Annotated in this window: 22 protein-coding genes and 2 pseudogenes; 8 read left to right on the top strand and 16 right to left on the bottom strand. The window is 51.4% G+C overall.

The window, feature by feature from the left end:
- Positions 1 to 6 precede the first annotated feature (6 nt).
- The 7 genes from H6750_11720 to H6750_11690 form a co-directional block, all read right to left on the bottom strand.
- A complete protein-coding gene (locus H6750_11720; GenBank protein ID MCB9774973.1) occupies positions 7 to 291 on the bottom strand; it encodes a hypothetical protein in 285 nt (94 codons plus the stop codon).
- Positions 288 to 1352, bottom strand: a complete 1065-nt coding sequence (locus H6750_11715; protein ID MCB9774972.1) for a hypothetical protein — start codon at positions 1350 to 1352, stop codon at positions 288 to 290. Before H6750_11715 ends, H6750_11720 begins: the two co-directional genes overlap by 4 nt.
- Positions 1340 to 2311 carry a GTP-binding protein gene (locus H6750_11710; protein MCB9774971.1) on the bottom strand — a complete coding sequence of 324 codons (972 nt, stop codon included), beginning with the start codon at positions 2309 to 2311 and terminating at the stop codon, positions 1340 to 1342. The genes H6750_11715 and H6750_11710 overlap by 13 nt, the downstream gene beginning before the upstream one ends.
- Positions 2312 to 2418: 107 nt before the next feature.
- Positions 2419 to 2724 (bottom strand): 30S ribosomal protein S14, encoded by a 306-nt coding sequence (gene rpsN, locus H6750_11705; protein ID MCB9774970.1) that lies wholly within the window; start codon positions 2722 to 2724, stop codon positions 2419 to 2421.
- A 95-nt stretch (positions 2725 to 2819) separates the two neighbouring features.
- Entirely contained in the window at positions 2820 to 2981 is a 162-nt protein-coding gene (gene rpmG, locus H6750_11700; GenBank protein MCB9774969.1) for a 50S ribosomal protein L33, read from the bottom strand.
- A gap of 1820 nt (positions 2982 to 4801) precedes the next feature.
- The gene (locus H6750_11695) at positions 4802 to 5056 is read right to left on the bottom strand and encodes a hypothetical protein (GenBank protein ID MCB9774968.1); all 255 of its coding nucleotides are present in this window, start codon (positions 5054 to 5056) and stop codon (positions 4802 to 4804) included.
- Between the two features lie 758 nt (positions 5057 to 5814).
- Positions 5815 to 9732 (bottom strand): PAS domain S-box protein, encoded by a 3918-nt coding sequence (locus H6750_11690; GenBank protein MCB9774967.1) that lies wholly within the window; start codon positions 9730 to 9732, stop codon positions 5815 to 5817.
- A 509-nt stretch (positions 9733 to 10241) separates the two neighbouring features.
- Here H6750_11690 and H6750_11685 point away from each other — a divergent pair.
- Positions 10242 to 11468: a hypothetical protein gene (locus H6750_11685; protein ID MCB9774966.1), complete on the top strand. Its 1227-nt coding sequence runs from the start codon at positions 10242 to 10244 to the stop codon at positions 11466 to 11468.
- A complete protein-coding gene (locus tag H6750_11680) occupies positions 11465 to 12151 on the top strand; it encodes an OmpA family protein (protein ID MCB9774965.1) in 687 nt (228 codons plus the stop codon). Before H6750_11685 ends, H6750_11680 begins: the two co-directional genes overlap by 4 nt.
- A 28-nt stretch (positions 12152 to 12179) precedes the next feature.
- On the opposite strand, the gene H6750_11675 is transcribed toward H6750_11680, so the two are convergent.
- The 7 genes from H6750_11675 to H6750_11645 all read right to left on the bottom strand — a co-directional run bounded on the left by H6750_11675 (position 12180) and on the right by H6750_11645 (position 17543).
- Positions 12180 to 13169 (bottom strand): zinc-dependent alcohol dehydrogenase family protein, encoded by a 990-nt coding sequence (locus H6750_11675; GenBank protein ID MCB9774964.1) that lies wholly within the window; start codon positions 13167 to 13169, stop codon positions 12180 to 12182.
- A gap of 29 nt (positions 13170 to 13198) precedes the next feature.
- Positions 13199 to 13729: a DUF5069 domain-containing protein gene (locus tag H6750_11670; protein MCB9774963.1), complete on the bottom strand. Its 531-nt coding sequence runs from the start codon at positions 13727 to 13729 to the stop codon at positions 13199 to 13201.
- Positions 13730 to 14090: 361 nt separating this feature from the next.
- The gene (locus tag H6750_11665; protein ID MCB9774962.1) at positions 14091 to 14711 is read right to left on the bottom strand and encodes a pyridoxamine 5'-phosphate oxidase family protein; all 621 of its coding nucleotides are present in this window, start codon (positions 14709 to 14711) and stop codon (positions 14091 to 14093) included.
- The gene (locus H6750_11660) at positions 14708 to 15685 is read right to left on the bottom strand and encodes an alpha/beta hydrolase (GenBank protein MCB9774961.1); all 978 of its coding nucleotides are present in this window, start codon (positions 15683 to 15685) and stop codon (positions 14708 to 14710) included. The genes H6750_11665 and H6750_11660 overlap by 4 nt, the downstream gene beginning before the upstream one ends.
- A 154-nt stretch (positions 15686 to 15839) precedes the next feature.
- Positions 15840 to 16523 (bottom strand): cysteine hydrolase, encoded by a 684-nt coding sequence (locus H6750_11655; protein ID MCB9774960.1) that lies wholly within the window; start codon positions 16521 to 16523, stop codon positions 15840 to 15842.
- Positions 16524 to 16562: 39 nt separating this feature from the next.
- The gene (locus H6750_11650; GenBank protein MCB9774959.1) at positions 16563 to 16928 is read right to left on the bottom strand and encodes a nuclear transport factor 2 family protein; all 366 of its coding nucleotides are present in this window, start codon (positions 16926 to 16928) and stop codon (positions 16563 to 16565) included.
- Positions 16929 to 16994: 66 nt separating this feature from the next.
- On the bottom strand, positions 16995 to 17543 hold the full coding sequence (locus H6750_11645) for a carboxymuconolactone decarboxylase family protein (GenBank protein ID MCB9774958.1): 549 nt from the start codon (positions 17541 to 17543) through the stop codon (positions 16995 to 16997).
- 210 nt (positions 17544 to 17753) lie between these two features.
- Here H6750_11645 and H6750_11640 point away from each other — a divergent pair, with 210 nt between their 5' ends.
- The 5 genes and pseudogenes from H6750_11640 to H6750_11620 all read left to right on the top strand — a co-directional run bounded on the left by H6750_11640 (position 17754) and on the right by H6750_11620 (position 23669).
- Positions 17754 to 19388 (top strand): sigma 54-interacting transcriptional regulator, encoded by a 1635-nt coding sequence (locus H6750_11640; GenBank protein ID MCB9774957.1) that lies wholly within the window; start codon positions 17754 to 17756, stop codon positions 19386 to 19388.
- Between the two features lie 112 nt (positions 19389 to 19500).
- Positions 19501 to 19782 carry a DUF2442 domain-containing protein gene (locus tag H6750_11635; protein MCB9774956.1) on the top strand — a complete coding sequence of 94 codons (282 nt, stop codon included), beginning with the start codon at positions 19501 to 19503 and terminating at the stop codon, positions 19780 to 19782.
- Positions 19775 to 20035, top strand: a pseudogene (locus tag H6750_11630) (DUF4160 domain-containing protein). Before H6750_11635 ends, H6750_11630 begins: the two are co-directional and overlap by 8 nt.
- A gap of 34 nt (positions 20036 to 20069) precedes the next feature.
- Positions 20070 to 20348: a DUF2442 domain-containing protein gene (locus tag H6750_11625; GenBank protein ID MCB9774955.1), complete on the top strand. Its 279-nt coding sequence runs from the start codon at positions 20070 to 20072 to the stop codon at positions 20346 to 20348.
- A 537-nt stretch (positions 20349 to 20885) separates the two neighbouring features.
- Positions 20886 to 23669: a DEAD/DEAH box helicase family protein gene (locus H6750_11620; GenBank protein MCB9774954.1), complete on the top strand. Its 2784-nt coding sequence runs from the start codon at positions 20886 to 20888 to the stop codon at positions 23667 to 23669.
- Positions 23670 to 24319: 650 nt separating this feature from the next.
- Here H6750_11620 and H6750_11615 read toward each other — a convergent pair.
- Together H6750_11615 and H6750_11610 are read right to left on the bottom strand one after the other, a co-directional pair.
- Positions 24320 to 24729: pseudogene (locus tag H6750_11615) on the bottom strand (DUF86 domain-containing protein).
- Positions 24719 to 25126, bottom strand: a complete 408-nt coding sequence (locus H6750_11610; GenBank protein ID MCB9774953.1) for a nucleotidyltransferase domain-containing protein — start codon at positions 25124 to 25126, stop codon at positions 24719 to 24721. Before H6750_11610 ends, H6750_11615 begins: the two are co-directional and overlap by 11 nt.
- 290 nt (positions 25127 to 25416) lie before the next feature.
- On the opposite strand from H6750_11610, the gene H6750_11605 reads away from it, so the two are divergent.
- The gene (locus tag H6750_11605; GenBank protein ID MCB9774952.1) at positions 25417 to 25773 is read left to right on the top strand and encodes a hypothetical protein; all 357 of its coding nucleotides are present in this window, start codon (positions 25417 to 25419) and stop codon (positions 25771 to 25773) included.
- Positions 25774 to 25847 lie beyond the last annotated feature (74 nt).

Raw genomic sequence — 25847 nt, 5'->3', positions numbered from 1 at the left:
TGCCCCTCATTCGCCATGGTGATCATGACCTCCCCTCATCAACGCCTCCACATCGCGCTGAGTCACATCACCGGCTGTTTTGTGAATTTTGAATTGCGTGGTCTTTCCCGGCCCTTCCAGGAGGGCAATGACCGTCTCAATGGGAGGGCAGCCGGGTTCGCGACATTCTAATTCGGTGACCATCACGGTCGTCTCTTCCGATAAGGCCCATGCTGAACGCGACCACGATTTGATGCGGTCAGCCTGATCCGGATCGATGCCGCGTCGCCCCCCGAATAGATTCATCGTCATTCACCCGCTCCTTCAACAGAAAACAGGGACACCATCCCGTTGTCCGACCCGGTCGCGATGCACAAATCATTCGGACTCCAGGCCACGCAGGACAGTCCGCCGGACACATTCAGTTCCTCGCTCAGCATTGGTTTTGTGGTTTTCGGCTGCCAGAGACAAAGTAATCCGTCCTCTCCCGTCGTCGCCACAATCGATCGACAGGGGTGACAGGCAATACCCTGAATCCATCCAAGATGTCCCCTGAAGAGACGCCCGCTGGTTCCCTCAAATTTTTTGGCTGACCACGCAACCAAATCAGGGCCGGCCACGGTCCACAAATAGTCTCCCTGTGGATCAAATGCGACATGTCGGACCTTGCAGGGATAGCCGGCCATGTGCCAGTGCTGATTCGTGGCGGTGCTCCACAAATGAACGGATCCGTCTAAATTCCCTGAGGCAAGATATTGACCATCCGTGCTCAAGGTCACTGCCAGGAGTGCTCCTTCATAAGAAAATGTCTTGAGAGGCTGCTCCCCGCCCATACCCCAAAGCTTTGCCCCGCCAAAACATGACGAGATGATTTCTCCAGGATGCCCCCTGCGCCAACAGATATCGGAGACCGTGCTGGCATGCCCGGCCATTTCGGCTTCAACATGACACACACCATTTTCCGGCCACCTCACGATTTGCAAGATTTTTCCCGCCGTCATCGCCAAGCGGTGGCCACCGGGCTCCCACGCCAGATGCTCGACCCATGCCTGTCCCTCACCGACCGGGAGCACCGCAAGCTCCTCCCCCGTGCCTACATTCCAGATTCGCCCCACTCCATCTTCTCCTCCCGTACCCAGAAGCCGACCATCGGGATGCCATCCCATCGTCAGGACGGCTCCCCGATGCCCTGCTGCACGAGAGGCGAAACGCTTAAGCACCACATCCCACACGACAACCTGCCCGCTCACATCACCCACAGCCAGTTGCCTTCCGTCCGGAGAAAACTTCACAGCGTTAATGTAATCATCCAATTGAAAGGATCCGACCGGTAGCAAGCGGACCGCAGACCGCGGACGACTTAAACGAGGCATGCTCGAAACCCCTCCTGCAACTTGTCACGATTGAGATTTCTGCCGATAAATACCATCTGATTCCCTCGGGCTTCACTGGCTGTCCATGGGCGATCCGGACGACCATCAAACAACATATGCACGCCTTGGAAGACGAATCGTTCAGCCTGCCCCTGCACATCCAATATCCCTTTCATCCGGAAAATATCGGTGCCCATTCCCGCCAGGACCTCCTGCAGCCAATCATTCACTCTCGCTTCATCCACCTGCCCCTTTTCCGTTAACGAGACCGAATAGACCGTGGGGTCATGCTGGTGAGCTTCTTCGCCCAGAAAGTTTGGGTCAATCTCCAGTTTTCGTCCAAGATCAAAGGCACCCACGTTTAAAAGCCTGTCCACTTCAATCTGGGCGTCCCGGGTCCGGTAAATCTTTGCCATGGTGTTGATTGCCCGAACACGATCCTCGAGACGCTGGACATCCGCCGCATCCACCAGGTCAATTTTGTTCAAAAGAATCACGTCCGCAAACGCAATTTGCTCCTTCGCTTCCGGACTGGAATCCAGATGTTCCCAGATATGTTTCGCATCGACCACCGTGACAATGGCATCCAACATCAGCCGGCGCTTCATATCGTCATCGACAAAAAATGTCTGGGCGACAGGAGCCGGATCAGCCAACCCCGTGGTCTCAATGACCATATAATCGAACCGCTCTTTCCGTTTAAGCAGGTTGGAGATGATTCTGATTAAATCCCCGCGGACCGTGCAGCAAATGCATCCGTTATTCATTTCAAAAATCTCTTCGTCCGCCCCGACCACCAATTGATTATCAATCCCAACCTCGCCGAATTCATTCACGATCACTGCGACCCGTTTGCCATGCTCCGTGGTCAAAATTCTGTTTAATAAGGTGGTTTTCCCCGCGCCCAGAAATCCGGTTAAGACGGTAACGGGCACCTGCGCGCGCTCCTCTGTTTTCATAACGCCCTCCCTGCACATATATGGTTACTCAGCATCCCCACTCCATCGACTCCATGTTCGTTTCATGAAGAAAGAGATTTCTTCGTCATCTGAGCATGGCATGCCCTCTACCAGCTTGATTTTTGCACCCCGGGAATTTCGCCCTTTAACGCCAACAGGCGAAAGTCGATGCGAGACATCCCGAATCGCCGCAGATACCCGCGGCTTCGACCTGAAATCAGGCATCGATTGCGCACCCGCGTGGGACTCGCATTTCTGGGAAGCGCCTGCAGTGCCTGTTGCGCCTTCTCCCGCACCTCTAGTGGCGAACGAGGGTTTCTGATCGTCGATTTCAATGCCGCTCGCTGTTCCGCATACATCTTCACAACCTCTTTTCGCTTTTCATTTTTTATGATGCAACTTTTTTTCGCCATCATCCCTCCTTTTTATTCATGTACGTTCTTGATTGGCAGGCCCCGCATCCAACACACCGTCTTGTGCCAAGACTCCATCCGACGCACCGGTGAGCTTACTTGGTCTCACGATACAGGACATGCCTTCTGACAATGGGATCGTACTTGCGCAATTCCAGACGATCCGGATTATGCCGTTTGTTTTTCATGGTCGAATAACAATGGGAACTCATGGTGCTGCGCAAACGAATCACGATTCGGGTCGATGTGTTAGCCAAAACTTTCCTCCCGTCAAGGTTGACCAAAAACCGCTGTTCGCATCACGAACAATTCACAATGCCCTTTTCACTCAATAACACAATGGACGAATACACAAGACCGAAGACATCCCTCAATACAAATTTGATCAACAGTCAAATTTCAGGAATTTCAGATCGTCTTTCTCCCATGAACGGACCGTCGAAGCATGTCGGGGCCATCCTTACGCCGGCACCCGAACCGGATTGGGCCGTTTGATCGGCCGCCACCTCCTCTCTTCCGGAATTGGTCCGGCCCGTCCGTTCCGTGCGCCAGGCAGACGCACCTCCCCAGGGAGCATGGCAGATCGGTTTTCACCGTTATGAGCATGCCAATCAGGGAATGAGGGGCTCCCCCATTTGCTGATGAACGTGCATAACGGGATCAATCACCGCACCACAATTTATGCAACGCCACCCGCTTCCCCACAGGCAATTTACGTCAAACCGATCCATATCATACTCCCGAACCATTTAGCCCTGGCATCGCTGACAAAGACGCGAGGACAACTCGGAATTTCTTTTTGTTACCTGTACACTTTGCGCCACACGAACTCCTTTATCCTGAGTCTGGTCGCGTGTAGGTGTGCGTTCGCATGCCCGAGAATCTTTCTTGTCATGCCTTTTTGTCGGTAGCAGCCTCTGCCTTTTGGTGCCCTATGCACATATGGACTCGGAAGCGGAAATTTCCCCACACCATTCTTCCCGAATATCTCTCCCGGATGACGATGAGGCTGAAATGGCCTGGAAGAAATAAGAATCCGGCACGACACCGAGAACCAAGATTACGCAACAATGGTGATGAAAAATTCGGAGTTCGCCAGGGCAAAGGAAAAGGAGGTTGCAATTCCGAACCCTTCACCCTGGGGAACCCGCAGGTAAGGACGAACCCTACCCTGAGCCCTATCTTCCTATCGATTGAATTGCCATGCATCCCACTCCGGAATTGAAGGAGCCTAGTATAGGATGTCGGCCATCCTCCTCAATCGTATTTTCACGAACAGTACAAAAACATTTACATTCTGATGTTGACATCCGGTGAATGGCCGAGAGAATTATTGAATCAATCAAAATGCATCCGTCAGTTGGAATTCGGGTGAGGCAAAGGATTCGCGTGGAGGAAACATACAGACTTCTCATCCGGCCAAAGCGGTTGGCTCTCCGGGTGAAAACGGGGGAAGGCTTGATGAGCTTCGCGGAACCCGCTCACGTGTTCGCCACTTCTCCCCAACGAACTTTCCACGTCATGCTTCTCGAGTTACGGCCCGAGAGAGCCTCATCCGGCCTACTCAGCTTCTTCTACTGCAGGGAAGTCATGACGAGTGGCAGTTCAGCAAACAGATGCTCTCCTGATTCATTCCGGGAACCACCGGAGGAAGAAGAAGGGTTTACCTGAGAAGGTGAGGACGCCTGGAAGATGTTTTGACCGTTGAAAACCTCTGCTTGTTGCTGAAAATACCCGGGCCAAAGTTTACTCCATAGTTGACGCAACCCCATCCTGACCCACGCACGCCGTTTGCGTCATAGGATTTCATAGAATGCGTGGTCACCGAAAGCCTTCGCAAGGGAGCAGCTCATGGCAACCATCGCAGACTTCGACTCATGCTCCTTGGGGGCTCGACAAGATCCAGACCTCTCAGTCCACCCACTCCAGATGGTGAGCCGTACCGGCATCCGGGCTTTGTTCGTTTCCAACACTTCGTATTCCCGTTCTTCATTCCATCCTTTTCCTTTTTCTCCCCATAAATGCGGCCGTTTGAGGCGGCAATATGACGAGGGATCCCTCCATGGCATGCCCACGCTTAGCCCACCTCTTTGTACTCCTTGCGCAGCTCTGTCAGTTGTTGCCGACCGAGGCGATACGCCGAAAGAGCTTGCTCGTGCCAAAACATGAATCCTCCCGGCCCGGTTAAATCCCGGGAATATTGACAGAGCGCAAAGGCATAGGCCTCGGCTTTCGCAGCCCATTGCAAGGACTCATATGCCGGTCGAGTGACATCACGGGCCATTTTGACGGCATGTTCAAACGCTTGAACGATAACCTCTTCACCATTCATGACAAATCCTCGCAGAAACGGTCATATGTCAATACGAACTCCAATACGTTACTCGGGCGTCATGCTTTTTCAGCCGCACATTCCATCCGGAAAATGGCAGAACGAATGGTTCACTACCTGCAAGCTGTGAAGAGCGAATACGGAAACCCTTTCAATGAAGCCTTCTGAAGGCGCACTCTCGCTTGGTTGGCTTTTCTCTTCGCGCCTGTCTGGAGGAGGCTGGTCCGCGATGGAACCTCTTCAGCGCTTTTCAAGAAGATGCCTTGAGGCGTAAGCACCGAATGGAACCCGCGGGTAAAAATGTTTCTTACTCTGAGTACCAAACTCCTATTTCTTGAATTGGCATGCATTCACGATCTGCATGTAAAGAAATGCAATATAGTGACTTGGGACTCCGCCACAATCGAATTTTCATGAACAGCCCAAATTCACTCCCATTCTGATTTTGGCATACGGTGGATGGCCTGTGGAGCCGGGATGCGGCGTTAAAACGGAATGGGAAAGAGGTCCGCTGTCGCGTGTTTCAACAGCCCTGAAACACCCTAGGCACATGGTTGCTGAGCACACATTTCGAATGTGAGGCTTCTGATGACACGTCTGCAGATAAAATTGTTGGTGAGGGTGATGAAAGAAGAAAAATTCCTCAAACGGGAATTTCGGACCTCACCACTAATCTAGTGAATGAACTCATCAGGCCCCAAACAGAGGCCGGACGAAATTTCACTCCGGCCGAAACGACGAAATTACCTTTCGACCAGTCATGAATTCAGAACCTCCCGAAGAGTCCACGCGAGATCCTTGATCAACAGCGGCTTTAAAAGAAAAGCACGAATCCCCATGGCTTTGGCCTTTTCCGAGGTCATACTGTGACTAAACCCCGTACACAGGATAATAGGCACGTCGGGTCTGAGTTCTAACAATTGACGCGCCAGTGCTTCACCGGTGATATGCGGCATCGTTTGATCTGTTACCACCGCATCAAATCGAAATGGATCGGCCCGAAAAGCTTCCAGAGCTTCAATGCTGCTCGTGCGCACCATGACTTCATACCCCAACCCCTTTATTGCCTCCTCCCCAAGCCTGGCAAGAGGCTCCTCATCTTCCACAAAAAGAATATGCCCTCGGCCCATGAACACTTCTGGATGCAATGGAGAATGTTCCTCTGGAAAATTCGCGGCCTCCATCTCCGGGAAATAGATGCGAAAAATAGTTCCCCGCCCGGGTTCACTCTCCACCTTAATGATACCGCCATAACTGATGACGATTCCATGGACCACGGCCAAACCCATTCCCGTCCCCTCACCGACCCTCTTCGTGGTAAAGAAGGGATCAAAGATGCGTTGGACGACATCCGGAGTCATACCCGTTCCCGTATCTCGAACAGTCAGGCATACATAGGCACCTCCCTTTAGATCGGGATGTGCGCCGATCCCATCAGGTTCACCTATCATACGCTCCAACTTCAATTCAAGAAGACCTCCGCTTCCCCGCATGGCGTATTCGGCATTGGCACACAGGTTCATCAACACCTGATGCATTTGGATAGGATCTCCTAATATGATCGAGGTCGCCTCAGTGAACTGTTGACGAATCTCGATGGTCGCCGGGAACGTGGCACGAAGGAATTTGCCAACTTCTTTGACCAACACTTGAAGGTCAAGCGGCTGCTGTATTTGCTCGGTTTGCCGACTAAATGTCAAAATTTGTTGAACCAATTCCTTGGCGCGCTGCCCGGCTACCAACACCTCATCAAGATTCTTTTGTGCCCTGACATTGTCCCTGGCACTCTGTTTGGCAAGTTCTGTATAGCCAATGATCGCCATAAGAATGTTATTGAAATCATGGGCAATACCACCTGCCAAGGTCCCAATGGCCTCCATTTTTTGAGATTGGCGAACCTGATTTTCCAACTGTTTCAATTGAGTGATATCCGTGTTGGATCCAAACCATTTCACCACCTGCCCATCTGGATTTAAAACAGGGAGAGCCCGCCCGAGATGCCATCGGAAGGCATGGTCTGCCCCCCGCAGTAGCCGAAATTCGATTTCGTAGGGTTGGTTGGTTTCACGTGCCCGGGCCCAGCAATCCAGACATCCAGGCAGATCATCCGGATGCAGAAACCGCTGCCACCCATGACCGATCATCTCTTCAAAGGGATAGCCGAAATACTCGAGAACCCGTCGATTGACATAATCTAAAGACCCATCAGGCCGTGCCGTCCATACCTGCTGAGGAATGGCTTCACTTAAGAGTCTGAAACGTTCTTCACTCTCCTGGAGTACGGTCTCTGCCTGCTTCGTCTGAGTAATATTAAACATCACTCCGCGCAATTTCACAGGCTGATCATGTTCTACCACCACGGTCACCAAATCTCTCAGCCAGATCATCTCCCCGTTCTTCTTGAAAAATCGGTATTCTAATTCATGGTTTTCTTTCCTGAGGGTAGCTTCCCGGCAATATTCCACTACCCGGCTCTGATCGGAGCCATGGAGACGATTGCAAAAAAAATCGGGTTCCTCGAACCATTCATCTATGGAATATCCCAACAGGCGCTCGGCCTGTTGACTCACAAAGGTAAATCGATAAGAAGGGAACTCACACTCCCATACTATCCCCTCCAGTGAATCGACTAATGTCAAAAAATCCTCTCTCGATTTTTTAAATGCTTCCGCCGTTTGCTTTCGCTCGGAAATATCTCGAAAGGTGACGACCGCTCCTGTCAGATTCCCATCCTGCCAAATTGGCGTGCTGGTATAATCCACCGGAAAACTGGTGCCGTCTTTGCGCCACAAGACTTCATCTTCTACCTGACGAATAACGCCGTCCGAATAGACCGCATACATAGGACAGGCTTCACTGGGATAGGGAGAACCATCGGGCTTAGAATGATGGACGCTTCCATGCATAAAGGATCCAATGAGCTCCTGGGGCGCATACCCCAACATTTTTGCCCCAGCGGGATTCACAAAAGTCGTCCGACCTTGTAGATCCAATCCATAGATCCCGTCACCAGCCGAGGACAGGATCAGTTCGTTCTGCCGGGATAATTGCTGAGCCTGCTCCTCTGACTTTTTCCGTTCCGTAATATCGTGTGTGACCGCCAAATGTTCCACTTCATTCGTGATGGGATTCTTGAATGGCACCGCATACGTTTCGATCCAACTTCTGGTGCCTTTCAGGCTCTGGACCTCAAATTGAAGGGTCTGTTTCTTCCCCTGTATCACCTCATGATGCATCTGCTTAAAGGCATCCAGATGCTCAGGCACGACGAGGTCAAAGACGGAACGTCCAAGCACGTCATCGGTATTTGTCGCTTCGATTAATTCCAAACCCGCAGGATTGATGTGGAGCAGCGTTCCGTCGGCGGCAACTCGTTTAATGCAACCCGGCCCCATTTCAAAAATAAGTTGTAACAGGGTTTCACGTTCTGTCCGTTCCAATTCCGCCTGTTTCTGCTCAGTAATATCTTCCGAAATTCCCAAAAGATATTGAGGGGTTCCCTGACCATCTAAGATCGGTATTTTTTTGGTATGCAGGTACCGTGTCCCCTGAAATTGGGTGTGAATCACTTCCTCGGGGATATCAATCAGGGTTTTACCTAGTAAGACTTCTCGATCTTTACTGGTATAAAAGTCTGCTTCCGATTTGGGGAAAAAATCGTAATCAGTCTTCCCGATCATCGCTTCCTTGGAATAGCCAATGAGCTCTTCTCCGGCCTGATTGAAGCGGATAAAGCGGAGATCTTTGGCATCTTTTACGAAAATCATATGCGGAAGATTATCCACAATGGAGGTCAAAAATCGTTGACTGTCCTGCAAATGGATCTCTGCCTGTTTTCGGATGGTGATATCTTGAACAATGCCGAGCATTCGTTGGGGGAGACCATCCTGATTTTTAACAACCTGCCCCTTGCAAGCAACCCACCGGACCTCCCCCGTGGGCCACACGATTCGATGCTCGACTTCGTAAGGCGCCCCGTTCTTAAGCGTTCTCCCAATGATGTCTTTAAGCATCGGGCGATCATCAGGATGAATGCAGTTTTCGTAAGCCTCAAATGTTTCATCAAGCATCCCGTGCGCTAACCCGAAGAGCCCGGCAACTTCCTCCGACCAGATAAGTTGTCCGGTTGGAATATGCCAGTCCCAAATCCCCATATTTCCTGCCTTCAAGGCCAACGTCAGTCGTTGCTCACTTTCGGAAAGCAAGGCTTGCGTGCGTTGCTGTTCGAGCTGACGTTTCGATTCACTGGAGGTGAGCGCCTCTTCCGCCTGCGCGGCCTTCCAGGTCAAATTCTTGGCTGCAACCGCGCGATGCACCATCTCAATCACCTCTTGCCGGTCATAGGGCTTGATCAGGTGGGCATATGCATGATGTTGCAGAGTGAGGATTTTTTCCTTTTGATCGCCATGCGCCGTAAGAATGACCACAGGAAGGGTGGGATCCTGCCCGTACAGCCGTTGAAGGACAATCAGCCCATCAAGGTCAGGCAGACCTAAATCCAGGATGACGGCACTATAGGAATGAACGGGGGACACTCGACGTAACGCTTCGCTTCCGGTCTCCACTGTCTCAACTTTATACCCTTCACTTTCCAGCAGATCCCTCAAAGCCAGACAAATGTCCACCTCGTCATCCACAACAAGGATAGTGGGTGTGGTGGTTCTATCAGCCTCCATCTTTCTTCCTTTTCTCTCCTCTTTCTTCCGTCAAAATGGCCTTCAGCAGAGAAGCTTGGCCGGAATCGTGGAGGTATTGTACGCCATTTAGATGAAGGGTCAAACCCATTGGCTCTATCACGCATCTAAAAGAATTTTTTCCTTGCGGGTTCCCATAATCATGAACATGCGTGAACCCCTTGAACATCAACAAAACCAATGGTCTGGCAACCTTTGGCACCGGATGAGGAGGACAGTCAGGGACCAGGGGAAGACGGATTGCCTCAGGATTTATGGGGCGTCAGGATTCGGGATGCGTTTTTTATTGAGGACCAACTTGCCGATGCAGGAGGCACTCTTTGCCCAACGACCCTTTCAAGGCTCCCAAACATTCACAAAAATTCCGTTATTTTATGAGGTTCTACTTACCGTAGCGACGGCACGAAACTTGAGACGGCTATCTAGGGTTTTGATAATCCACAACACTGCCAGGCAGAAAGCGAGGACACGATGACATCCCGGAGGACAAGGTGACCACGACGTTTGGCCTGTGGGAATTTTTGAGCCGTGACGTGACCTTCCTGGGAGGCCCGCACAGCCCCATGCTGAGTTGGCTGGGGTCTGTTGGGATTGTGGTATTTTTTCTATGGCACATTCTCAAGATGCGGAAGGAAACGGCTTCGGTTCGTCTGGCGTTCAATCGAATGCGCCCCATGTTGAACGCACTTGCCAACGAACGAAAGGAAATGGATCACAACCGCTTCACCCATCACCCGGGAAAGGGATTCTCAACCCATGTGGGCCGGGCGGCATCCACTTCGAGCCGGCTGGACAGTGAAGACATCCACACGCTTGACTCGGGAATGCAACAGGAACCCATCTTTCGCGACCCATGGGCGCAATACCGAATGACACTCATCCTTGAACAAGTCCCGTGGTTTGTTGATCCGCGGATATTCAGCACAAAACCCGCAGCAGAAGTGTTTACTCATGAAGCCCTCATTGCCAAACATGTGAATCTGCCGTTCTATCGACAATTGCCTTCGTTCATTACGGGTCTTGGGTTACTTCTGACCTTTCTCGCCTTGTTTATCGGTCTTGGCAAGCTCCATGCCGAGGGAAGTGAGATTGTTGGTATTCAGGGGCTGATAAACGGACTGGCAGGAAAGTTCCTGACCTCCATCGTCGGACTAATTGTGGCCAATGTCTTCACGTTCATTGAAAAACCGCTCATGGCCCGACTGATACACGATCATTACATTTTTCTTGGTCTCATTGATCGACTCTTTCCCCGAAAAACCATGGAACAAATGTTAGAGCAACTCACGGCCATGCAAGGCCGGCCACCAAAAGACCATAAGTCCTCCGGGGGAGAAAGCCGCCCACACCTTGTCGGATGGGAGACAAACGGGCTTGCCGGTTCAACCGTCGATTTAACAGCGGCCATTCAAACTTTGACGACATTGCAGCAGGAGCAACATGCCGAAATCCGACGAACCCTGTCGGAACTTCCACGCGTCATGACGGACCGGCTTCATGGTTCCCTCAATGAATTGAATGATGCCATTCACAGCCTCACCAAATGGCTCAAGGAAGCCAACCTGCATCCCATGCCAACAGCAACACCTTTCGAAGACCGCCCAGCTCTCTGGAAAACCTCTGCGTACTCCCGGAGTCCTTCCATGACCAGCTTTTTCGATAAAATCGGCTCCTGGTCCAAACGGCCGGGGCCGGTCAGACACCGACGGACAGGATGAGTTCCCCGACGGATCAGGACAACACCAGTTCTCCCACGACAGGCGGAATCATTGATCTCATGACCTCACTGGCCATGATCTTCATTCTGCTCTTTGCGGCCTTTATCACCCAAACCCCCTCCGAAGCCCAATCGCAATTACAAGAACACAAAAGGAATGTGCAGGCGGCCCTTCGGGACCACCTGGAGCGATTAGGACTGACCCTGGATGCCGATCCCCACGATCCGCTCACCCTTCTCATCGTCGTCCCCGACAATAAACTCAATTTTGAGTTTGGCCAAAGCATTCTTTCTCATGACGCCGTTCAGTTTTTACAGGAGGCGATGCCGTTCTACGCGGCCGTCTTATGCGGACCCTTGCGCGACAAAATCGATTCCCTCGCAATCCAGGGTCACACGGACGATCGCGGGGACGATGCCTATAATTTAAAATTAAGCCAGGAGCGATCCCTGGCCGTCATGGTGAAGGGACTGGAGGCCATTGAGGCGCAAGAGCCGTCGGCCTATCAATGCTTCCAAGCGATGACGTCAGCTTCCGGCCGTGGCAGACAAGACTTGATCTACGATGGGCATAGCAGAGTGAACCGCGAGAAGAGCCGCCGCGTGATCTTTAAAATCCGCCTCCGTTCAACCGAGCAACGTCACGTGGCGGGAGGGCTGCCCACAATTCTTCCATTGTTGTAAGCTTCAACCTGCAAGAGGCTTCCGGATTTCATACAGTCACCACGATTTTGCCTTTTTGCTGGTTGGAGACCATGTAGCGATGTGCTTCCGCAATTTCGGCCAAAGGGAACGTGCGATCGATGATCGGTTTCAAAGCGCCCGATTCTAATCCCTGATAAATATACCCTTTCCCTCGCTTCAGCATTTCCGGATTTTTGACAATCTCAAACAGCGTATACCCTCGTATGGTTAACCCTTTTGCCAGGGCTGGGAACAAAGGAAATGGGGTTGGGTGTGGAGCCAATGCCCCATATTCAAAGATGATCCCGCCAGGTGCGGTGACGGCGGCAAGTTGTTCCAACAACGGACCCGCAACCGGATCAAACACCAGGCGTGCGCCATTTCCGGATGTGAGCGCCATCCCTCTTTCCACAAGATCTTCCGCATCAGTCACGATCACATGATCGGCTCCCGCTTCAAGGAGAAAGGCTTTTTTATCGGCGCCACGAGTCGTAGCAATCGCGACTCCTCCGGTGGCTTTGACGATTTGAATGGCCGCCAATCCCACGCTGCTGCTGGCGGCCGTAATCAAAACCGTGTCGCCTGTTTTCAGGTTTCCGTATTCAATGAGCGCACCATACGCCGTCATGTATTGCATCCAGATGGCGGCACCTTCAATGGCGGAGAGGTTGTCGGGATAAGGAGCGGCCGCAGAGGCCGGGACGATGGCACTCTCACCATAGACCCCATATTGGCTCATGGGGAAAGACGGAATCGTACTCACCCGGTCCCCGACCCGGAGGTCTGTGACATTAGGACCGACGGCATCAATGATTCCTGCCGCTTCATAGCCTATCCGAGAGGGCAGTTGGGGAGTCTCCAGATATTGGCCTTTTCTCAGCATGACTTCGGCGCGGTTTAGGCCGATTGCCTCCACCTTCATGCGAACTTCTCCCTTACCCGGTTCGGCCAAAGGTAAGTCCTCTATCTTCAGAACGTCAGGTCCGCCTGTTTGATGAAAGCGCACGATCCTTGGCATCAGCTCCCTCCTTCAAAAAATCATCGTGGTCAGGTTTTTGATCGTTCCGTCACAAATTTCACAATGCGGTCCACGTCGTCATCCGCCTCCCTGACCATTTGGAGAAATTCAACGGGGTTGACGTTGACCTTTCTCAGAAATCGACGATCCGCACCGCAACTATACATCAGATCGGGCGGTAACTCTCCATAAAGTTTGGCTCTGGCTTTTTCGATAATGCGGGGAAACCATTCCAAGCCGGCCAGCTTCGCCTCCCTTGGCGGAAACAGATCAGTGATTTTCACCATTTTTGAATACTGCCCCTGTTGATCATTCAAAAAAAAGTCCCGTCTTATCCTGGTGATAGCGAGAGCGGTTTCCGGATCGGGTTCTCCGGCATCGCACCAGTCCTCCACAAAGTCAAAAACTTCCTGAGGCGTGGCCCCGATCGATCGGAGAAAATCATCCTCTTTTTTCGTAAACATCCTATCCACCCGACGCTCCCCGTTTTTATAGGCTGCGACCTTGCGTTCGAAGAGGGTCCGGAATATCTCTTCCCACTGTTCAGATTCATGATTCATGGTTCGATGTTCCCTTGCAGGGTCTGTTGAAAAAAGCCGCCAGTGGCGTTCTCGTCATTTTCCCGTGCTCACGTACTCAGCTTACTCTCCGCGCGTAAAAACGGCTGCGGCCTTGCTGGACGGACCCTTCGGGAAGACTCAGGGCATGCTTTTTTGAACCGACCCGGAGCCGTTGATGAGTAATCTAATCCTGGGCAAATTTGCCCTTGAACATCCTTATTATTCAACACTCCCTTGTAGTTCCGTGTGTATAATCAGACTCCTATCGATTCGGACCTTGGTTCCTTGAATTGTACGGATGCGTTCATTTCCTTGTCTCCTATTTCAGCATGGCAATGGACATTAAACGACTGACATTCGTTTACGCGGACACCCGTAATTGTCTGTTTAATATCTCAATTTCGTTTTCCAGGGCAACGATCCGGTTCTTAAGGGGCAACAAAAGGCGCTCGACCTCCTCTTGTGAATATTTAACGGGAATGTGTTGTCGACAGTTAGCATCCCAGGCTTCCACATGAAACCGAATAACCCGTTCGGGCTTTCCCTTGTATGGTGTATCGGTGAGTTGTTTGAGCAAGTCCTGAGCATCTTCAATGACCTCTGCCGTTCCCCACAACTTGATTCGCGTTTGGGTCGCGTAATCCATCAGGAACAAAAAGGCCTGAGGATTTTCGGCCAGATTTCCTAATGAAATATATTGGCGATTGCCTCTGAAATCGGCGAAGGCGAGAGTCCGGTCATCCAGCACCCTGAGAAAACCCTTGGGGCCGCCTCGATGCTGAATATAGGGCCTTCCTGCCCCACTCGCGGTGGCAAAATAGAAGGAGTCCCGCTCACAGATAAAGTCCGCAAGCTCCGGTGTAATGGTGTCCGACCATCCCTCCCCTTCTTCCATTCGCGTATAATGCTGTCGTGACCCGAGTCGCTCCTGCACGGCTTTGACTGATGGAGTGAAAGCAATGTCGCTGGTGAGTTGTGTCATGATGGATTCTCCTTCACATGATCGGATTGTCCCGAAACAACCCGCGTATCCAGAAAATGGCGAATGTGAGTGGCAATAACCGGTCCGTCCTCTTCAAGGGCAAAGTGCCCTGTGTCCAGCAGATGAAATTCCAAATTTTTCACATCCCGTTTGTATGGAAATGCGCCTTCGGCAGGAAAGATCTGATCGTTCTTTCCCCACACAATCAATGTGGGTGGTTGATGTTCACGCAGATACGCCTGCCATTTGGGATACAACGGTGGATTCGAGCCGTAACTATCGAATAACTGCAACTGAATGTCGTTATTGCCTGCCCGGTCCAACAGATATTGGTCCACCAGCCAATTATCGGGACTGATGGCTTCCGGATCTCTCACTCCATGGGTATACTGCCATTTGGTTGCCGGCAGATTCAGAAAACCTTTGAGGGCCCTGGCATTTTCCGGCGTACGATCCTTCCAATACGCCCGAAACGGTTTCCAAAACTCGCGCAAGCCCTCCTCATAGGCATTCCCATTCTGAATTATGAGAGAGTTGATCCGCTCTGGGTGACTCACTGCCAGCCGGAACCCTACCGGCGCCCCATAATCCATCATGTAGAGGCTATACGTTTTCAAGCCCACTTCTTGGGTGAACTGCTCCATGACCTTCGCAAGATTATCAAAGCTGTAGGTAAACTGATCGATTGTCGGCATGGAACTGTTCCCGAAACCCGGATAATCCGGAGCCACCACATGAAACCGGTCTGATAATTGCGGGATCAGATTGCGGAACATATGGGACGAGGTCGGGAATCCATGTAGCAAAAGTATGGTCGGCGCATCATTTGGGCCCGCCTCGCGATAAAAGATTTCCAGTCCGTTGACGTTCACTGTTTTATGGAGAGTCGGATGATTGATCTCCACGGACGTGGGTTGAGGGGTAGGCGGTTGCGGATTTTCCGACTTTGAGGCCATCGCCCCCATACCCAACATGCCTATAAGGCCGAATGGCACAACAACCAATATCCCAATCAGAGGTTTAAAAAATTTATTAAAGTGTTTCATGAGGTGGTTCTCCTTTACCCAAATGATTCGATAAGCCTGTACGTTTCAAAAACGATCCATCGAGTTAACACATATTGTTTTCCTACACGGCTGCCACTGTGCCTTGCAGATGGTTGACGACCTCTTCGGCAGTTAACACCGTATTGGCAATCATTCTGAAATTGACCAACGCGCTTTTGTAGCCATCGCCTTCAGGTACCTTGGCACCTGCCGTCGCATCCTTGACCACAGCCACTTCAAAGCCCTGCTCCATCAACTCCCGCATGTGGGATTCTACGCAGAGATTCGAGGACATGCCGGCGAGAATAACTTTGTTGAATTTCCGCTTGCGCAATTGCAAAACCAGATCATTCGTTTCAGGACCGTAGACTTTATGCGGGCTCACAACGATGGTCTGACCGTCAGCAATGTATGGCTTGAACCGGTCGAGCCAATCCGCACCAGAGCCTGTAAAATTCTCCAAACTTAACGGATCGACACGATCGAACATGTTGATACCGTGCATCACCGCTTCCAATGCGCCTTCAAACTGCCATCCGTGGTCTGAAGGATAATAATAGTGGGGCGAAACAAACACCTGGATACCCGTCTCCTTTGCAATTCGAAAGAGTGTGTCGAGATGTTCCACCGTGTTGTTCTCCATCACGCTTTCACCGACGACGCTCCACGCCACGCCTTTAGGGCTTAAAAAATCATTCTGTGGGTCGGTAATGACTAAAGCCGTCTGATCGGGAATCATGTCCATGCCTGGATTGGGAAGTGCCATGATCAATCTCCTTTTTGGATAGGTGAAAAGTATGTTGGATTAATTGTGATAAAACCGCTCATGGATAATCCTGCCCTCCTGCCATTTGGCAACGACCACCTGCTCAACATGAACCGGAGTGCCGTCCGTAGCTATCCAGTCCATGACCGTTTCATAAAACGTCACGTCGTCGCCGACGCCCTTGGCCGTCACATCAAAGCGCTTCCACTCTTTTACCGTGTTGAGAAATTGGCTCTCCCGTTCCAGGTTGGCTTCTCGTCCGACCGTTGGAGGCTGATCGTTCTCCTGCATGGTTACATCGTCCGCATAGAATTCATTGATGGCATCCAGAATGCGGCCTCCCCGGATGTAGGCCAACAAGTCTTCCAGTCTGTCCTGCAGATTGATGGCGGTGTGTGTGCTCATGATGTTTCTCCTTTCATGAAATTCAAAATTGAGTCAGGGTGGCTCTGAATGACGACCTGAACGGCTTTAGGCTCTGGCTTCCAGCTCAGCAACCGCAGGGAAGTCCACTTCCGTCCCGGCCACGTGGTTGAAATAATTGGTGAACAGAGTCAGGGCAATATGGCCCAGGATCTCCGTGATCTCCCCGTCCGTGAACCCGGCCTTGCGGAGTTTGGCGACCTCTTCCCCCGAAACCTGTCCGCGGTTCGACACGACCAGCCGCGTGAACTCCAGGGCCGTGGCCTCCTTGATGTCGGGCGACTCGCCCCGCCGGCTGTCACCGATAGCTTCCTCACTAAGCCCCACCGTCCGGCCGATGGCCGAATGGGCCGCAAGACAATACCGGCAGTCATTGACCTCGGAAACGGTTAAGGCAATTTGTTCGCGAAACTTCGGCGGAAGACGGCCCTTCGAGAGGGCTCCCGAAAAATCGAGATACCCCTGAAGGACGGCCGGCGAGTTGGCCATGGTCCGCATAATGTTGGGCGCGAACCCCAGCTTACTTTCCACGCCTTTCAACAAACGTTGTGCCTGGCCCGTGGCGGTTTCCGGATTGAGTGCAGGTAATCGTGGCATCGTTGGGTATCTCCTTAAAAAGAGTGAATGTGAATAAAATATGTCAGACACTTTTTCGTGATAATTCAATCAACATGCCATGTTCATAAAATATTTAAGTTGTTGTTTTTTAATATTTTTAAAAATGTTACAACGTTTTTCTGACGACGATATTTCGTGCTTGACGAAAACTCATTGCCAGTCAACGAAATTTCGTTTATCGTTTCAACCATGAACACGACCACACCAGAGTGCCGGGAGGGCACGACGCTGGATTCCCTGAAATGCCTTTTGCTGGACATCGCCCAGCAACGTTCATTGAACGACTTGTTGTGGCTGATCGTGCGACGGCTGGCGGATCGGCCCACTGTGGTCCTGGCAAGAATCTGGTTGATCCGGCCGGGTGATATCTGCTCCACCTGCCGGTTAAAGGAGGAATGCCCGGATCAGACGAAATGCCTCCATCTCGTAGCCAGTGCGGGCCGGTCAAGCGAGGGTGCCAAAACGGAATGGAAAAACACCGACGGGTACTTTGCCCGCTTTCCGTTGGGCGTCTGTAAGGTGGGACGAATCGGAAAGACGGGCGAGCAACTCGTTATCAATGAGATGGAAAACAATCTCGCCTGGATTGCAAGGCCCGACTGGGCAAGACAGGAAGGCATTCAGGGCTTTCATGGGCAGCCCATTATCTATAAAGGGGAAATTCTTGGTGTGCTGGCCGTCTTCGAACGGGAACCAGTCACCGATGAGGCCACGGTCTGGTTCCGGATGATTGCCGATCATGTGGCGGTGGCCATTGCCAACGCCCGGGCTTTCGAGGAAATCGAACGGCTGAAAGCCCAACTGGAACTGGAAAACACATTCTTAAAAGAAGAAGTCCTGGAAGCGCAGAACTTTGGCGATATTATCGGGCAGAGTCCCGCCATCGCCAACCTGGTGCAACAGATTGAACTGGTGGCCCCCACCGATGCCACCGCAATCATCTCGGGGGAGTCGGGAACCGGAAAAGAACTGGTCGCGCGGGAAATACACCGCCGCAGTCAACGCAAGGAGCATCCGCTCGTGCGGGTCAACTGTGCCTCGATTCCCAAAGATCTCTATGAAAGCGAATTCTTCGGGCATGCCAAAGGCGCCTTCACCGGCGCCATGAAAGACCGCGCCGGACGGTTTCAAGCGGCCGATGGCGGCACGCTGTTTCTGGATGAAGTGGGAGAAATCCCCCTGGAGATGCAAAGCAAACTCCTGCGGGTCATTCAGGAGGGAGAATACGAACGGGTAGGCGAGGAAACCACCAGAAAGGTCAATGTCCGCATTATCGCAGCCACCAACCGGAAGCTGGCTCAGGAAGTGGAAGCCAGAAGATTTCGTCAGGATCTCTATTACCGGTTGAACGTCTTCCCGATTGAAGTCGCCCCACTCCGCAATCGCAAGGAGGATATCCCGCCGTTGGCCGGTATGTTCATGGCCCAGGTCCGCAAAAAACTGAATTGCACGGGACGGGAATTGACCCAGGCCGAAGTGGTGAAATTACAAAACTATCATTGGCCGGGAAACGTGCGGGAATTGCAGAACATCATCGAACGGGCCGTGATTTCCTCCCGGTGCGGATCGGTCAAGTTCGACCTGCACTTGCCGCAAGCCAGCGGAGCCTCACTCAAAACACCCATCAAGAAAAACAGCGGCAACCCCGGCGAGATTCTGACCGAAGAGGACATTCGCCTTCAGGAAAAAGCCAACATCGAAGCCGCATTACACAAAACAGGCTGGAAAATCTACGGCCCCGGCGGAGCTGCGGAACTCCTGGGCCTCAAACCCACCACCCTCCTCTCCCGCATCAAAAAAATGGGGATTGAGAAAGTAGGGTGAACAATTGACGATTAATCCCGGACATCTCTCTGTACGGAATAGTCCTTCATATTTGGGAACTCTTGGTCTCTTATACCCTGAGTGATATCATGACCCCAGAGGAAGGACATAGATGCCGAAACCTTTAGAAGTCAAACCACTTCCCAATTTCCGCCTGTGGCTTCGCTATGATGACGGCGTATCAGGAGAGGTCGACTTGTCCCACCTGGCAGGAAAGGGCGTTTTCAAGGCCTGGGATCAACCGGATTTTTTCAGAGGAGTCCGAATTGGACCTCTCAGAGAAATTTCATGGAGCGATGAAATTGACCTATGCCCGGACTCTCTCTATATGAAACTGACGAAAAAAACACCTGAGGATATGTTTCCAAATCTGAAGACAGGCATGAATGCCTGAAATTTGTCGCTTTTATGGGATTGTCATCAAGATGTATTTTGATGATCACAATCCTCCCCACTTTCATGCCGAGTACGCAGGGGATGAAGCCCTCATAGATGTAAATACGTTGGCTGTGTTTTCAGGTCGATTGCCCGCACGCGCTCAAGCCCTTGTTTCCGAATAGGCCACGCTTCATCGTGAGGAGCTTCTTTCTGATTGGCAAAAAGCGAAGAGCTTGGAACCTTTGGACAAAATCGAACCTCTTCCCTAATGAGAATCCCATCAAAAATGAGTGGAGGGGTGGAATGAGTATTCCGGGCGTTGACCATCGGATTCCCAGTGCACAGGATGTAACAGTGACAGACGATACCTTAAGTGTCGACTTAGGGGATGGACGAACAATTTCGGTCCCATTGGTATGGTTTCCACGACTTGTTAACGGGACACCAAAAGAACGAAACAATTGGAGATTAATTGGCAAAGGAGAGGGAATCCACTGGGAAGACCTCGATGAAGATATTAGCATTGAGGGCTTACTGGCAGGCCACGCCTCCGGGGAGAGTCAGGCCTCTTTCAAGAAATAGTTGGACAAGCGAAATTCTTCTCGAAAATGATTGTAGATCTCCACCGGTAAAATTCGATCTGCTTGTGCCGCAAGCCAGCGGGTCTTCACTTAACGCACATCAAGAAAAATGGGGACAGCGCCGGCCGGATTCTGACCGAAGAGAACATTTGCCGTCAGGAAAAAGCCAACCTCGAAGCCGCATTACACAAAACAGCCTGGAAAATCTACGGCCCCGGTGGAGCTGCGGAACTCCTGGGCCTCAAACCCACCACCCTCCTCTCCCGTATCAAAAAAATGGGGATTAGGAAGACCCATTAGATTTGTGTCACGAACTTGAATTGAGGTAGGAATGGAATACAAACCAAAAATGTATTCACCAATGAGCCGGGAATGAGGTAAGCATTTTCAGTATTCGCCTTTTAGGAGAGCAAGAAAAACACCCTGCATAGAACAATCACCATGGCGGGGAATGCCGCAGACTCACTTCACCTCTCCAAAATCGATTTTCGTGTTTAATAGCCACGCAATCATTACCTTTTAAAAAAGATGAACGAATATGATGGATGATTTTACTCCTGGCCAACGCTGGGTGAGTGACAATGAGGCGGCACTCGGGTTGGGCATCGTCCAATCTGTGGCCTTTCGCACGGTTCAAATTGAATTTCCCGCCGCTAATGAAATACGCACGTATGCAAAAGCCACGGCTCCCTTGACACGCGTTGAATTTGGTGTGGGTGATTCAATAAAAAGTATGGATGGTGGGCGTCTTTCGATCACCAAAATAGAACATGTCGGCGGCACAGTGCGCTACCACGGGCTTCGAGAAAGTGGTGAGCCTGCCACCATGCATGAACGTGAACTGCCCGATGCACTCACGTTTCATTTACCTCAAGACAAACTGTTTGCCGGGCAAGTTGACGACAACAGATGGTTTGAGTTGCGTGCCGCCACGTTGCAACACCTCGCCACACAACAAACATCATCAAGCTTTGGCCTTCACGGGCCACGTGTCAGCCTGATTCCACATCAAATCTATATTGCCCATGAAGTATCAAAGCGCACCGCCCCGCGTGTTCTGCTCGCCGATGAAGTGGGGCTCGGTAAAACCATTGAGGCCGGCTTAATTCTGCACCGTCTGATACTGACCGGAAAAATACACCGTGCATTAGTTATCGTCCCGGAACCACTACTGCATCAGTGGCTGGTAGAATTGCTCCGGCGCTTTAACCTGCGCTTCACCATAATCGATGAGCAATATTTTTCACATATCCCCGAGGCATTCGACAATCCGGAAGAATCGGTCCCTCCTGAAAACTTCTTCGACCAATTCTCTCTCGTGTTATGCGGATTACACTTTGCCTGCCGCGATGATATCGCGCCGTTAATTGCCATGTGTCATTGGGATATATTGGTCGTCGATGAGGCGCACCATCTTAGGTGGACGCCGAGTGAGAGCAGCCGGGAGTATCGACAAATCGAAATTTTAGCGAATCAGTCAGATTCAGTCTTGTTATTAACAGCCACACCCGAGCAATTTGGCACGGCAGGGCATTTTGCCCGTTTGCGACTCCTCGACCCGGCGCGTTTCCACTCGCTCGACAGCTACTTAGCCGAGGAGGAACACCATGCCGCGACTGCCGTGCTGGTAAATCTTCTACTCGATCATCAGACCATAACTGAAGATGATCTAGCCCATGTACGTTCGCTCATGGATGATAGCGATGCAATTGATCTGGCAGCCATCAATGCCGCTAATGACGATGCCTACACACTTCGACGACACCTCATCGATCGCTTGATTGATCAATACGGCACTGGCCGTATGGTATTCCGGAACACGCGTGCGACGATCAGCGGGTTTCCCCGGCGTCACTTCATTCCTGCTCTACTCGACGACGACAGAAACGAGACCCGTATTGACTGGCTTTCCAATAAACTACGAGAACTATCGCCGCACAAGGTTCTCCTGATTTGCGGGACCCCCGAGACCGCGGTTTCCCTATCAACAATATTGCTAAAAAACCATGGCCTGCCAGCCGGTGCTTTTCACGAACACATGAGTCTCCTGGAACGAGACCGCGCTGCCGCCTGGTTTGCCGATGCCGAAGACGGTGCGCAAATATTGATTTGCTCGGAGATTGGCGGCGAAGGCAGAAATTTTCAATTTCTCCATCATATCGTCTTGTTCGACTTACCCGAAAACCCCGACTTGCTGGAGCAACGCATTGGCCGCCTGGATAGAATCGGGCAGCAGCACGATATCCATATTCACGTGCCTGTCGCGGAAGGTTCAAGAGGCGCGCGACTGAGCCGCTGGTACCATGATGCACTCAATGCGTTTGAGCATTGTTGCGTAACCGGCCAACACATCAAGGCCGAAATGGAAGAACAATTTGCTGCTTACCTTGCCAGCGACCACCTCAATGAGGACCGGTTCATCGAGGAATGCAGGCAACTGCACGAGCAAAAGACCAGGCAACTCAACCTTGGGCGCAACCGGTTGCTCGAACTCAGCGGTTGCCGTCAGGAAATTGCTGCCCCGCTGATTCAAGAAATCACACACAATGAACAGGAGAACATTTTATTAGGATACCTTGAAAATGCCTTTGATTGTTTTGGGGTTGAAATTGAAGATCATTCGCCAGGCAGTTGGATCGTACGACCGGGTGCTCATTTACAGGTGGCACAATTTCCTGAGTTACCCGAAGACGGCATCACCGTGACGACCAATCGCGAGAAGGCCCTTGCGCGGGAAGACATGCAATTCCTGAGTTGGGAACACCCATTAGTGCGTGCGACAATCGACCTGGTTTTGAACGGAGAACGAGGCCGGGTCAGCGTCTGCGCGTTACACCTGCCACAACTTCCGCCTCGCAATATTTTAATCGAAGCCATATTCGAATCGAACTGCCCTGCACCCGCCGGATTAGAGATCGGACGCTACCTTCCTTGCCACGCACTGCGCCTGCTGGTCAACCAGGAAGGGGAAAACTATACCCAGCAACTACCACCTGACAACTACGAAACTTTACTGGAAAAGATCAATCGGGAAGTCGCACAGGAATTGATCGCGAGCACACGTGCGACATTAAAAAAACAGGTGCAACACATTGAGGAAATCGCCGCACAACAGCTCCCGGTGCTCCGCAATGCTGCCATCGCCGCGATGCATCAAGAATTAGATAACGAGTTACAGCGTCTCCTCACCCTGCAAAAGCGCAACCCGACCATTCGCGATGAAGAAGTGCAATTACTGCGCACGAAAATTTCCGATGTGGAAAAGCATTTGCAAAGCAGTACCCTCCATCTGTCCGCCCTGCGTGTCATTTATACGTTTTAAGGCGTTGAATTCAATTCCTCGAGGGCATATTCCAGGTTGCGTGTGCGTAAATTACTCGCGTGAGCAAGTACAATCATGAGGGAAGTCTTTGGAAAAAATTATGGGTCGCGTCGGTTGTTGTAATTTGCTTAGGCAGATATTCCTTATGGCGTGCCGCAGTCCTTGGGTTTGCAAGAAGTCCAAGCTAGATAACAACAGACTTGACCCGCATTGACTTCCAACGCCAATCTACTAAATGGGAATTATGTGATGTATGAGAACCGCCGTGTCTCGGTCCGGCAGCCGAGGCCCATTTATTTCGGCAAAAGGACCCAAAACCAGTGACGCCCCGTCCGACCTCAAAAAGGGGATGGACGCCAACTTTTAGGAAGGTGGCCCAACTCGCTGGGCTCAAACAAGGTCCACTAGAGATAACAAGAGCGTCCACCCATGGGCCCAGGCGGGAGGCGTCCTCTCTCGGTAAAGAAACAATTCAGGCAGATCACTTTTAAAATTTCATGGAACGACTTTCGAAGCCCATCAAGAAAAAGGGGGATTGAGAAGGCAAGCTAAAGACTTTTTGGGAGTTGTAGGGAATTCTCATCCAGAAAAGACAAGGCAGGAAAGCCGGATTAGCCAAGAAATTTGGACGAACTACGGTAAGGACCTCATTACCCCTCCAGTTTCAACATCATTTGGCCGAACTTCAGCACATCGTCGAGCCCCTGGGTGATAATGGCCTTCACAATGTCCAGGTTCAGTTTATCGTATTTATGGATGGCAACATTCCGGAATCCCACCATGCGCTTCATGGCCTCCGCTAATTTGCTGTCCAGATGTCCATTGGCCCGCAACAATTCAAAGGCGTCCCGGCTCTCGGAACTCCCCACCGACGCTTGCGGACTACATGCATGGCCAGATCAATTGACACTTCACAGGTTCGTTGAAGGTTGAGCAGAATGGATTCCTGAGCCATCAAATTTTCATAGAGGTTCTGATCGTTGAGACTGTAAACCTGACGAATCCGTTGAATGCACCGTTCCAGGCTCGCAACCTTGTTCAGAACGACGTCATCCGGCATACACTGATCCTCGAGTCCGTACATCGTCAAGTATCCCGGACCGTTCTTCATTGAGCCGGGCATAGGATGCATAAACCACCATTTCAAACCATTCCCTGGCTCGGTCATCTCCGCTGAACAGACAATCATCTGTGGACAAAACCTGCATCTGCATTACCGTGGAAATGGCACGGAGATCAATCAGATCAACGTCCCGATGAAGCATCGTCGCCAGACGTTGTTGAAGCTCCACCAACGTATTTGGCGCAAGCCGATTCTGGGCCAACACGGCCAAATCAATATCGCTTCCGGGAGTAGCCGTACCCTGGGCCTCGGAGCCAAACCGGTAAACGACCAGTAGACCCGGCACAGTCTGCTTTAAATAGGTGACGGCCGATTCTAATTTCTCGTCTTTCATTGTTCCTCAGCTTTCATATAGGGGGTTCATGCAACACACCAATCTCACAGATGTCAGGCTACTGCCACCACAACAACCTGTCAACAGAAAATGAAAAGACGGTGTGACAGGGGCAATGAAACATGACGACCCAGCACACTCTTCCCCCCCGAATCAAACAGATGGGGATTGTGAAGTCAGGGTAAATTGAAAGTGTTACCTTAGTTGGGCAAATGGGATAGAATAGAGCCTTCGGTTTATGGGGTAATCATGCCAATGTCAGGGAAAACTCATATGTATCGGGGCGGGATTTGACCCATGCCGAAGTGGTGAAATTGCAGAATTATCATTGGCCGGGAAACGTGCGGGAATTGCAAAACATCATCGAACGGGCGGTGATTTCCTCCCGGTGCGGATCGGTCAAATTCGACCTGCCGGTTCCGCAAGCCAACGGAGCTTCACTCAAAACGCCCATCAAGAAAAACGGCGGCAATACCGGTGAGATTCTGACCGAAGAGGACATTCGCCTGCGGGAAAAGTCGAACATCGAAGCCGCGTTGAACAAAACAGGCTGGAAAATCTACGGCACCGCCGGGGCTGCGGAACTCCTGGGAATTAAACCCACCACCCCCCTCTCCCGCTTCAAAAAATGGGGATTGAAAGATTGAGATAAAATTAATTGAGAAGATGTGAAATAATTCTGAGAATAATATAACACCTTTTTCCACGTAAAAAACCCTAG

Source organism: Nitrospiraceae bacterium (assembly GCA_020632595.1).
GTDB lineage: Bacteria > Nitrospirota > Nitrospiria > Nitrospirales > UBA8639 > Nitrospira_E.
Note: the sequence above shows the minus strand (reverse complement) of the source record. Positions and strands in the feature narration are given on the sequence as shown.

Coding starts and splice junctions, on each gene's coding strand:
- H6750_11720 (MCB9774973.1), bottom strand. CDS start 291: ATGACGATGAATCTATTCGGGGGGCGACGCGGCATCGATCCGGATCAG.
- H6750_11715 (MCB9774972.1), bottom strand. CDS start 1,352: ATGCCTCGTTTAAGTCGTCCGCGGTCTGCGGTCCGCTTGCTACCGGTC.
- H6750_11710 (MCB9774971.1), bottom strand. CDS start 2,311: ATGAAAACAGAGGAGCGCGCGCAGGTGCCCGTTACCGTCTTAACCGGA.
- rpsN (MCB9774970.1), bottom strand. CDS start 2,724: ATGGCGAAAAAAAGTTGCATCATAAAAAATGAAAAGCGAAAAGAGGTT.
- H6750_11695 (MCB9774968.1), bottom strand. CDS start 5,056: ATGAATGGTGAAGAGGTTATCGTTCAAGCGTTTGAACATGCCGTCAAA.
- H6750_11690 (MCB9774967.1), bottom strand. CDS start 9,732: ATGGAGGCTGATAGAACCACCACACCCACTATCCTTGTTGTGGATGAC.
- H6750_11680 (MCB9774965.1), top strand. CDS start 11,465: ATGAGTTCCCCGACGGATCAGGACAACACCAGTTCTCCCACGACAGGC.
- H6750_11675 (MCB9774964.1), bottom strand. CDS start 13,169: ATGCCAAGGATCGTGCGCTTTCATCAAACAGGCGGACCTGACGTTCTG.
- H6750_11670 (MCB9774963.1), bottom strand. CDS start 13,729: ATGAATCATGAATCTGAACAGTGGGAAGAGATATTCCGGACCCTCTTC.
- H6750_11665 (MCB9774962.1), bottom strand. CDS start 14,711: ATGACACAACTCACCAGCGACATTGCTTTCACTCCATCAGTCAAAGCC.
- H6750_11660 (MCB9774961.1), bottom strand. CDS start 15,685: ATGTTGGGTATGGGGGCGATGGCCTCAAAGTCGGAAAATCCGCAACCG.
- H6750_11655 (MCB9774960.1), bottom strand. CDS start 16,523: ATGGCACTTCCCAATCCAGGCATGGACATGATTCCCGATCAGACGGCT.
- H6750_11650 (MCB9774959.1), bottom strand. CDS start 16,928: ATGAGCACACACACCGCCATCAATCTGCAGGACAGACTGGAAGACTTG.
- H6750_11645 (MCB9774958.1), bottom strand. CDS start 17,543: ATGCCACGATTACCTGCACTCAATCCGGAAACCGCCACGGGCCAGGCA.
- H6750_11640 (MCB9774957.1), top strand. CDS start 17,754: ATGAACACGACCACACCAGAGTGCCGGGAGGGCACGACGCTGGATTCC.
- H6750_11635 (MCB9774956.1), top strand. CDS start 19,501: ATGCCGAAACCTTTAGAAGTCAAACCACTTCCCAATTTCCGCCTGTGG.
- H6750_11625 (MCB9774955.1), top strand. CDS start 20,070: ATGAGTATTCCGGGCGTTGACCATCGGATTCCCAGTGCACAGGATGTA.
- H6750_11620 (MCB9774954.1), top strand. CDS start 20,886: ATGATGGATGATTTTACTCCTGGCCAACGCTGGGTGAGTGACAATGAG.
- H6750_11610 (MCB9774953.1), bottom strand. CDS start 25,126: ATGAAAGACGAGAAATTAGAATCGGCCGTCACCTATTTAAAGCAGACT.